The organism is Streptomyces sp. NPDC058579 (genome assembly GCF_042718575.1).
Lineage (GTDB): Bacteria > Actinomycetota > Actinomycetes > Streptomycetales > Streptomycetaceae > Streptomyces.
Genome location: NZ_JBHXPI010000039.1, coordinates 58,332 through 66,633, shown reverse-complemented (window position 1 = coordinate 66,633; position 8,302 = coordinate 58,332). Strand labels below are relative to the sequence as shown.

Here is an 8,302-nt window from a genome sequence, read left to right as displayed (position 1 = left end):
CCCCGGAACCGATCGGTTCCGGGGCGCCCCTTCTTGGTGTTTCGTAATTCTCAGATCCGGACCTGGACGGCGCCGGAGAAGCGGTCGTGGAGGCCGCGGCCGTCGCGGTCCCAGATGAGGGCCGGGATGGCGAGGCAGACGAGCACGCTGCGCAGGAGCACGCGCAGGATGCCGAGCCGGCCGCCGGTCACCGAGGCGACCCGGAGGCCGAAGATCCGCTTGCCCGGGGTGGAGCCGATGGTGCCGACCGTAAGGACGCTCAGGACCAGCAGGATGACGAGCGCCCAGTTGCCGGTCGCCTGGCTGTAGCCGTCCGTGACCAGGCCGTATGCGATCACCATGCAGAGGGCCCAGTCGACCACGAGGGCTCCGATCCGGCGGCCGGGGCGGGCGATCGAACCAGGTCCCTCCTCGGGGAGCCCGAGCTGCTGACCGCGGTAACCGAAGTCGACGCCTGCGTTCTCGGCCGCCGCGCGGGGGCCGGACAGCCATGATCCGAGTGCTTCCCTGTTGTCCACGCGTCCACGGTACTGTGCCCGTTTTTGATCAGTTCGGCCCGGGTGGCCGGGGAGCGCCGAGGAGCGGACCCGCACCCGGGCCGGTTAACTTGGGCGAAACAAATGGGTCACGCTTGAGAAATCCCCCCTGCCTATGGTCGGGTCCAGCGTGTGCCACCGCACTGGCCGCACAAAACGAGCTTGCAACCCCGCCCCTCCCCGGGCCGGGAGTAGGAGGAGTTGGATGTTCCAGAACGCCGACGAGGCCAAGAAGTTCATCAAGGACAATGACGTCAAGATGGTCGACGTCCGTTTCTGTGACCTTCCGGGAGTGATGCAGCACTTCACGATCCCGGCGACGGCGTTCGACCCGTCCGACGAGCTGGCCTTCGACGGCTCGTCGATCCGCGGCTTCCAGGCCATCCACGAGTCCGACATGGCGCTGCGCGCCGACCTGTCGACGGCCCGCCTGGACCCGTTCCGCCGCGACAAGACGCTGAACATCAACTTCTTCATCCACGACCCGATCACGGGCGAGCAGTACAGCCGTGACCCGCGCAACATCGCGAAGAAGGCCGAGGCGTACCTCGCCTCCACCGGCATCGCCGACACCGCGTACTTCGGCCCCGAGGCCGAGTTCTACGTCTTCGACTCCGTGCGCTTCAACACCACGGCCAACGAGGGCTTCTACCACATCGACTCCGAGGCCGGCGCCTGGAACACCGGTGCGACCGAGGACAACCGCGGCTACAAGGTCCGCTACAAGGGCGGCTACTTCCCGGCCCCGCCGGTCGACCACTTCGCCGACCTGCGCGCGGAGATCTCCCTGGAGCTTGAGAACGTCGGCCTCCAGGTCGAGCGCCAGCACCACGAGGTCGGCACGGCCGGCCAGGCGGAGATCAACTACAAGTTCAACACGCTGCTCGCCGCGGCCGACGACCTGATGCTCTTCAAGTACATCGTGAAGAACGTCGCCTGGCGCAACGGCAAGACCGCGACCTTCATGCCGAAGCCGATCTTCGGCGACAACGGCTCGGGCATGCACGTCCACCAGTCGCTCTGGGCCAACGGCGACCCGCTGTTCTACGACGAGACGGGCTACGCGGGCCTCTCGGACACCGCCCGCTACTACATCGGCGGCATCCTCAAGCACGCCCCGTCGCTGCTCGCCTTCACCAACCCGACGGTGAACTCGTACCACCGCCTGGTCCCGGGCTTCGAGGCCCCGGTCAACATGGTGTACTCGCAGCGCAACCGCTCCGCCGCCATGCGCATCCCGATCACGGGCTCGAACCCGAAGGCCAAGCGCGTCGAGTTCCGCGCGCCGGACCCGTCCTCGAACCCGTACCTCGCCTTCTCGGCGCTGCTGCTCGCGGGCCTCGACGGCGTCAAGAACAAGATCGAGCCGGCCGAGCCGATCGACAAGGACCTGTACGAGCTGGCTCCCGAGGAGCACGCGAACGTCCAGCAGGTCCCGACCTCGCTCCCGGCGGTCCTCGACGCCCTGGAGGCGGACAACGAGTACCTGCAGGCCGGCGGTGTCTTCACCTCCGACCTGATCGAGACCTGGATCGACTACAAGCGCACGAACGAGATCGCCCCGATCCAGCTGCGCCCGCACCCGCACGAGTTCGAGCTCTACTTCGACATCTAGACCGCACGGTCGGGCCCGCCCCGACCCTCCGGCCGCTCGACCGAGGCCCCGCCGCTCCTTCCGGAGTGGCGGGGCCTCGGCGTTTTCCCGGTCTCGGTTTGTGCAAGTCCTGTGCGGTGGCCTTCACATGGAGTTTACGATTCCACCGCATTCCATCGCCGCTCGCCGCTCGCCGCCCATCGAGCGTCCCTGCCGCCAGGAGCTCCCATGTACCCGAACCAGCCCGCTCAGCCGTACCCGAACCCCTACGGATCCCAGGCGCCCCCGCCGGTGCGGCGGCGCTGGTGGCAGCATCCGGCGGTGATCATCGTGGCCCTGGTCCTGCTGCCGCCCGCCGGCATCGCGCTGGCCTGGCTGAGCCCGTGGAGCCAGACGAAGAAGGTCGTGGCCACCGTGCTCTCGGGGGTGTGGTTCCTGCTCGCGTTCCTCAGCGATCCGCCGGCGGAGGAGAAGGACGACGCCAAGGCGAAGGCTGCGGCCTCGGCATCGGCGAGCCCCACGCCGACGCCGACCTCCACGCCGACCACCGCCACGCCGTCGCCGAGCCCGGAGCTCGTGATGCCGGACGTCGTCGGCAAGGCGTTCTCGGAGGCGGAGGCCGCCGTGGAGGCCCTGGTCGACGGGGAGTTGCGGGCGGGCAGTGCGTACGCCGATGTCAGCCTGCCCGCGAACCACGCGACCTGGATCGTCTGCTTCCAGGGTCCGGCGGCGGGCGCTCGGCTCGTGCCCGCGTCCGCGGACCCGAACGTCGATCTGGTGGCGCCGGGTACGAAGTGCCCCGCGACCACCGGGACCGCACTGCGCCCCAAGCCGAAGCCGAAGCCGACGGAGTCCCCGAAGCCCAAGCCTCAGCCCCAGCGCACGACCCCGGCTCCGGAGCCCACGCGGGACGAGCCGGACAATGTGTACTACAAGAACTGCACCGCCGTGCGAGCCGCCGGGGCCGATCCGATCCACAGAGGTGACCCGGGCTACGGACGGCACCTCGACCGCGACGGGGACGGCGTCGGCTGCGAGTGAGAAGGCGAGGCCCCGGAGGGCGGGTGCTCTCCGGGGCCTCGGTCGTGCGTCTCGGGTCAGCGGCCGTAGCGGATCAGGGCGCGGACCATTCGGCAGGTGGTGTCCGAGGGCGGGTGGATGCCGGTGAGCTCCGCCGTCGTGCGTATCTTCTCGTTGCTCGCCCGCGCCGGGTCGTGAACGCCCGCGTCGAGCAGGACGATCGCGAGGCGCATGGCCTTCAGGCGGCGGTTGTGGCTCACGTACCACTCGCGGGGGCGGCCCGCGGGGAGCGGCTGCTTCTGGAGGGGCTTCCAGGGTTCGAGGGACGGTGTCCGGATCACGGCGAGTGCCATGGGCGACCTCCTGGCGAATGCGGGGTGCGGGCCCTCCCCGGGACCCTCACCTTCACCCCCTATTTTAGGCGCCCCCACTGACAATCGCCCCTGTTCAGACCGGGTTTGAGGGGTACTGGAGGGGCGCGCGCCGGGTACCGTTGGGGCCATGGAGATCTGGATCAATCCCGCCTGTTCCAAGTGCCGTGGCGCGCTGCATCTGCTCGACGAGGAGGGCGCCGAGTACACCGTGCGGCGCTATCTGGAGGACGTACCGAACCCGGCCGAGATCAGGGGCGTCCTGGAGCGGCTCGGGCTCGAACCGTGGGACATCACGCGGACGCAGGAGGCGGTCGCGAAGGAGCTGGGTGTGAAGGACTGGGCGCGCGACGAGGCGAGCCGTGAGCGGTGGATCGAGGCGCTGTCCGCCCACCCCAAGCTCATCCAGCGGCCGATCATCACCGCCGACGACGGTACGGCCGTGGTGGGACGGACGGATGAGGCGGTACGGGACGCGCTGTCCCGCTGACGGGTCACGCGGTCGTCAGGAAGGCCGCGACGCGCTCGTACGTCTCCGGCGGCGCGCCCGCCGGCAGCGTGTGGTGCGTGGCACCGGCCGGCGTCGCCGTCTCCACGTGCGGGACGGTGGCCCTTGCCCGGGCGGCGACCTCGGCGCTGTCGTGGGCCCGGCTCCGCTCGGCGAGGAGGAGCAGCGTCGGCGGCTTCAGGGCGGCGAGGTCGGCGGGGGTCGGGCGGGGGCCGGTGACCGGGCGGGTGCCCGGGAAGTAGGCGGCCGACGCGAGCAGCTGCCTCCCGCGAGGGTCGAGTTCGGCGCCGCCGCCCGTCTCCCAGCGCAGGAACGCGTCGGTCCGGGCGGGCGTGGGGCGCAGCAGCATGGGCAGGGCGCGGAGCAAGGAACTCGGCCGGGCCTCCTTCGGCCCGCTGATCGACGGAACGGTGGCCCTGCTGCGGGAGTTCGACGCGGGCGAGGTGGATGCCGTACGGCGGTTCCTGACGGGCGTACGGGAGCTCATGGCCCCGGAGGAGCAACGGGGGTAGGGCCTTTCGTTTGGATCAGGGAGCGGACGTCACCTGGGCCTCCGCCTGGGCGAGGATCTCCGTGAGGCGGGCGCCGAAGTGGGCGTCGCAGGGGTGGGGCTTCTCCGTCCGGGCCGACTCGATCAGGGCGTCGATCGCCCGGCCGTACGCGTCCACCGCACCGTCCCAGCGAGGGAGTTCCACCCGGCCCCGTTCGCCGTACAGCGTGAGGGCGGCCTCCGCCGCCTCCGGGGGCGCGGAGAGGGTCAGTGTCGCCGTGCTGCTCGCGCCCGAGGTGTGGCGCAGGACCAGGTGGTGGGTGTCCGCCGGGCCCCGGACGGCGGTCACTTCGGTGACGTCGCCGAGGATCGGGAGGTACGCCGAGAGGACGTGCGGGCCCACGTCCCACAGGCCGCCCTTCTCTCGCCGCCACGGCGAGGCCGCGTACGCGCTCTCGGAGCCGGGCGCGAAGAGCGAGCCCAGCCAGTGCGCCTCGCCCAGGAACCAGCCGCCCGCCGCCGCCTGTTCGTCGATCCAGCGGGCCGTCGGCTCCGCGAAGCGGAGCGTGCAGAAGACGACGGAGGCGACCCCGCCCACGTCCGCGAAGCCGGCGACGTCCCGCGCCGCCTCGACCGTCGTCGCCACCGGCTTGTCCAGGAGCAGATGGCAGCCCATCGCCGCCGCCCGGAGTGCGAGCGGGGCCTGGATGTCCGGGGGCAGCGCGAAGGCGATCGCGTCGCAGGACTCGAGGAGGTCCTCCTCGTCGTCGTACGCCGTCGTGCCGAAGGTGGCCGCCAGTTCGGCCGCGGCCTCGGGCCTCCTGCCCCAGACGCCGGCGAACTCGACACCGGGGTGCGCGGCCAGCGCCGGCGCGTGCGTCCGTGCGGCCCAGGGGCCCGTGCCGAGGAGTCCGATGCGCATCTTCATGGGGCCAGTCTGCCGTGTCCCTCCGACAACGCCCCCGGCGGAAATCCGGTGGCGTCGGCGGCCTCCCCCGGTGTTACGTTGCATCCGCCGGCCGCGGGACTCCGGTGCGACTTCCGGGACCTGCCTTTGAAGCAACGTTTTCGCTGTTCGCTCCCCCATTCCCCGGCCGGCGACCCCACCCCTGCGAGGACCCCATGACGGAGACGTACGCCGACCTCATCGCCGCCGAGGACGTCCTGCTCTTCGTGAATGCCGCCGTCACCTCCACCGGCCAGCGGGAGTTCCGCTCGTCCGCCGGGGAGCAGCGGCTCTCGCTCGCCTTCCTGCACGAGTACGTCCGCGTCAACTACCGCCCCGTGTACGCCGCCGCGCTCGCGCTCGACATCAACGACCACAACGCGGCCACGATCGTCGAGCAGCTGCTGCGCACCGCCGGCGAGGCCGGTGGGGCGGACGAGAAGCGGGCGGAGGGGCGGCTGATCGCCGCCCGGCTCGCCGCGCTGCCCCCGCAGCGGGTCTACCGGCTCTTCCGCGCCCTGCGCGCCGCCAAGGTCAACAACCGCCGCACGCGCGCGATCGTCCGCGACTGGCTGGCCGGCCGCGCCGACCTCGGCCATGACGCCGTCAAGTACCGGTCGGGTCTGAAGGCCACCGCCCGCCACACCCACCTCCCCCTCCCCGAGCCCGAGTGCGGCGACTTCCTCTTCGCGCCCGGTCGCCGGGTCCGTTACGAGCACCCCTACCTGGACGCGTTCCGGCGCGCCCACTACGAGCAGCGGGCGCTGTACGAGCTGCCGTTCACCGTCGCCGAGGGGTTCGCGGCCCGGCACGGCGTACCGCGCGAGGTGTTCCTGGAGCGGATCGCGCCCCGGATGACCCGTCTCGAGCGGCTGCGGACGGAGCGGGCGCGCGACCTGACCGTGATGCCGCTGACCAGGCTCGCGCTCTACGTCCTCTCCCTCCCCTTCGGGGAGAGGGTCGCGCGGCGCGAGGAGCTGACGGGTGCGCTGCGGGCAGCGGCGCAGCGCGTGGCGGGGCCGTACGCCGGGACGTGGGGGCGGGTCGCCGCGGTGCTCGACGACAGTTACTCCGCCTCCGGTTCGGCCGTGAAGCGGCGCCGGCCGCTGGCCGTGGCCCTGGGCTGCCACTTCCTTCTCGGCGCGCTCGCCGCGCCGGGGGCGTACACCGCGCACTGGACCTCGGGCGGCACCGATCCGCTGCTCGTACGCCCCTGGGGGCCGACCCCGCTCGGGACGCGGATCCTCGACGCGCTGGAGAGCCCTGACGGCCGCGCCCCCGACCGCCTGGTGATCGTCTCGGACGGCTGGGACAACGCCCCGCCGGGCCTCGCGGGCGAGGTGCTGCGCGTCTGGCGGACCCGGCTCGACCCGGAGCGCCGGACGAGCGCCGTCCATGTGAACCCCGTATACGACGCGGACGGGTTCGACGTGCGCCGGCTCGCGCCGAGCGTGCCGACGGCCGGGATCCGGGACGCGGAGGACCTGGCGGCGCTCGTGGAGGTCGCCCAGTTCGCGGAGGGGCGGACGGGGCTCGTGGAGCTGCTGGCCTATCTGGACCGGCGGGTGGAGCTGTTCCTGAAGGAGGCGCGACGGTGACCCGGATCGATCTGACCGGTCTGGAGGTCCGCCCCGCGCAGGTGTGGGGCGGGGTGCGGCTCGTGCCGCTGGTGCGGGCGGAGCCGGTGGAGGGGCTGCGGCTCCACCGCCAGGTGTACGGATCCCAGGCGTCCGGACCCCAGCCGTACGGAGACACCGGCTGGGACTCCGTCGACCTCGGGGACCGTACGACGTACACCTCGTACATCCCGCACGGCTTCGTCGCGGACTGGTCCGGGGAGGAGCGCGAGGCGGCCGCGTACGGCACCCGGCTCGGGGCCGACGAGCCGCCCGCCGTTCCCGTGCGCCGTACCCACCACCACCGGCTCGCCAAGCGCCGCCGCAAGGACGGGCAGGCGGAGAAGCGGCTGCGCTTCCTGCCCCTGCACCTCGCCCTTGAGGGCTATCTGGCGCTCCACTTCGGCGGCCCGTCCGTCGTCTGGGAGGAGTGGTCCCAGCAGGCGGTCCGCCAGGGGCTTTCGGCGCGCGCCGAGGCGGCGTACGCGGGGTGGAGCGTGCCGGGGCTCGCGGAGGCGCTGCGGATCTTCGAGATCCACCCGGGGCAGTGCGGGCTCATGCTGTACGTCGCCGACAGCCTGGCCGCCGCGTTCGTCGTGCCCCACCCGCGGGACTACCGCGCGCTCCACCCGACGCTGATCGAGGACCTGTACGGGGAGCTGATCCACCAGTACGCCTTCTACGGCGCCGAGGTGCCGGAGTTCACGGCCCGCATCCGGGACGGGGCGGGCTCCGTCCGCACGCTCGCGGATCTGCGGGCGGCGGCCCGGGCGCAGGAACGGTCGTGGGCGGAGGCGCACGACGGGCTCATGGCCCGCGACCTGTTGGAGACCTCGTACTCCTACGAGCGCGTGTATCGGATGGATTCGTACGACCTGTACCGGTTCCTCCCGCCGTTCCTGCGGGGCGGTCAGGAGCAGCACATCGGCGAGCTGATCGCCGACCACAAGGGCCGGACGGTGTACCTGAAGACCTTCCGGCTCTCCGAGAACCAGATCCGGCGCGGCCATCTGCTGCGCCGGCTCGCGGACAGCGACTGGCACCTGGGCCGGACGGCCGAGGCGCTGGGAACCTCGTACGCCGAGCTCGTGCGGCGGGTCGAGAACGCCGGATTCGCGTCGCTGCTCGACGTCCACGCCACCGCACGGCGGGTCCGTGAATCACAGGAAAGCTGAGTAACACGGGGTTCACATTCGGGCAACGACCGGGAAATCCCGTGTT

Annotated in this window: 10 protein-coding genes; 6 read left to right on the top strand and 4 right to left on the bottom strand. The window is 71.8% G+C overall.

The window, feature by feature from the left end:
• Positions 1–50: 50 nt before the first annotated feature.
• Positions 51–518, bottom strand: a complete 468-nt coding sequence (locus tag ACFWRO_RS30260) for an RDD family protein (protein WP_384515637.1) — start codon at positions 516–518, stop codon at positions 51–53.
• 223 nt (positions 519–741) lie between these two features.
• Between ACFWRO_RS30260 and glnA the strand changes: the two genes are divergently transcribed.
• A complete protein-coding gene (glnA, locus tag ACFWRO_RS30255) occupies positions 742–2,151 on the top strand; it encodes a type I glutamate--ammonia ligase (RefSeq protein ID WP_384515634.1) in 1,410 nt (469 codons plus the stop codon).
• Between the two features lie 207 nt (positions 2,152–2,358).
• Positions 2,359–3,171 (top strand): excalibur calcium-binding domain-containing protein, encoded by an 813-nt coding sequence (locus ACFWRO_RS30250; protein ID WP_384515632.1) that lies wholly within the window; start codon positions 2,359–2,361, stop codon positions 3,169–3,171.
• Between the two features lie 56 nt (positions 3,172–3,227).
• Here the strand turns inward: ACFWRO_RS30250 and ACFWRO_RS30245 are convergent, their stop codons facing one another.
• Positions 3,228–3,503: a hypothetical protein gene (locus ACFWRO_RS30245; RefSeq protein ID WP_384515630.1), complete on the bottom strand. Its 276-nt coding sequence runs from the start codon at positions 3,501–3,503 to the stop codon at positions 3,228–3,230.
• A 148-nt stretch (positions 3,504–3,651) separates the two neighbouring features.
• Here ACFWRO_RS30245 and ACFWRO_RS30240 point away from each other — a divergent pair, with 148 nt between their 5' ends.
• Positions 3,652–4,011: an arsenate reductase family protein gene (locus ACFWRO_RS30240; RefSeq protein ID WP_384515627.1), complete on the top strand. Its 360-nt coding sequence runs from the start codon at positions 3,652–3,654 to the stop codon at positions 4,009–4,011.
• A gap of 4 nt (positions 4,012–4,015) precedes the next feature.
• Here ACFWRO_RS30240 and ACFWRO_RS30235 read toward each other — a convergent pair whose 3' ends face one another.
• Positions 4,016–4,378, bottom strand: a complete 363-nt coding sequence (locus ACFWRO_RS30235; RefSeq protein ID WP_384515624.1) for a hypothetical protein — start codon at positions 4,376–4,378, stop codon at positions 4,016–4,018.
• Between ACFWRO_RS30235 and ACFWRO_RS30230 the strand changes: the two genes are divergently transcribed.
• Positions 4,377–4,541, top strand: a complete 165-nt coding sequence (locus ACFWRO_RS30230) for a hypothetical protein (RefSeq protein ID WP_384515621.1) — start codon at positions 4,377–4,379, stop codon at positions 4,539–4,541. The two genes, ACFWRO_RS30235 and ACFWRO_RS30230, sit on opposite strands and share 2 nt — an antisense overlap.
• Before the next feature lie 15 nt (positions 4,542–4,556).
• Here ACFWRO_RS30230 and ACFWRO_RS30225 read toward each other — a convergent pair whose 3' ends face one another.
• Positions 4,557–5,447 (bottom strand): Gfo/Idh/MocA family protein, encoded by an 891-nt coding sequence (locus ACFWRO_RS30225; protein ID WP_384515618.1) that lies wholly within the window; start codon positions 5,445–5,447, stop codon positions 4,557–4,559.
• Between the two features lie 194 nt (positions 5,448–5,641).
• On the opposite strand from ACFWRO_RS30225, the gene ACFWRO_RS30220 reads away from it, so the two are divergent.
• The gene (locus tag ACFWRO_RS30220) at positions 5,642–7,063 is read left to right on the top strand and encodes a hypothetical protein (protein WP_384515615.1); all 1,422 of its coding nucleotides are present in this window, start codon (positions 5,642–5,644) and stop codon (positions 7,061–7,063) included.
• On the top strand, positions 7,060–8,256 hold the full coding sequence (locus tag ACFWRO_RS30215) for a hypothetical protein (protein WP_384515612.1): 1,197 nt from the start codon (positions 7,060–7,062) through the stop codon (positions 8,254–8,256). Before ACFWRO_RS30220 ends, ACFWRO_RS30215 begins: the two co-directional genes overlap by 4 nt.
• Positions 8,257–8,302: the final 46 nt, after the last annotated feature.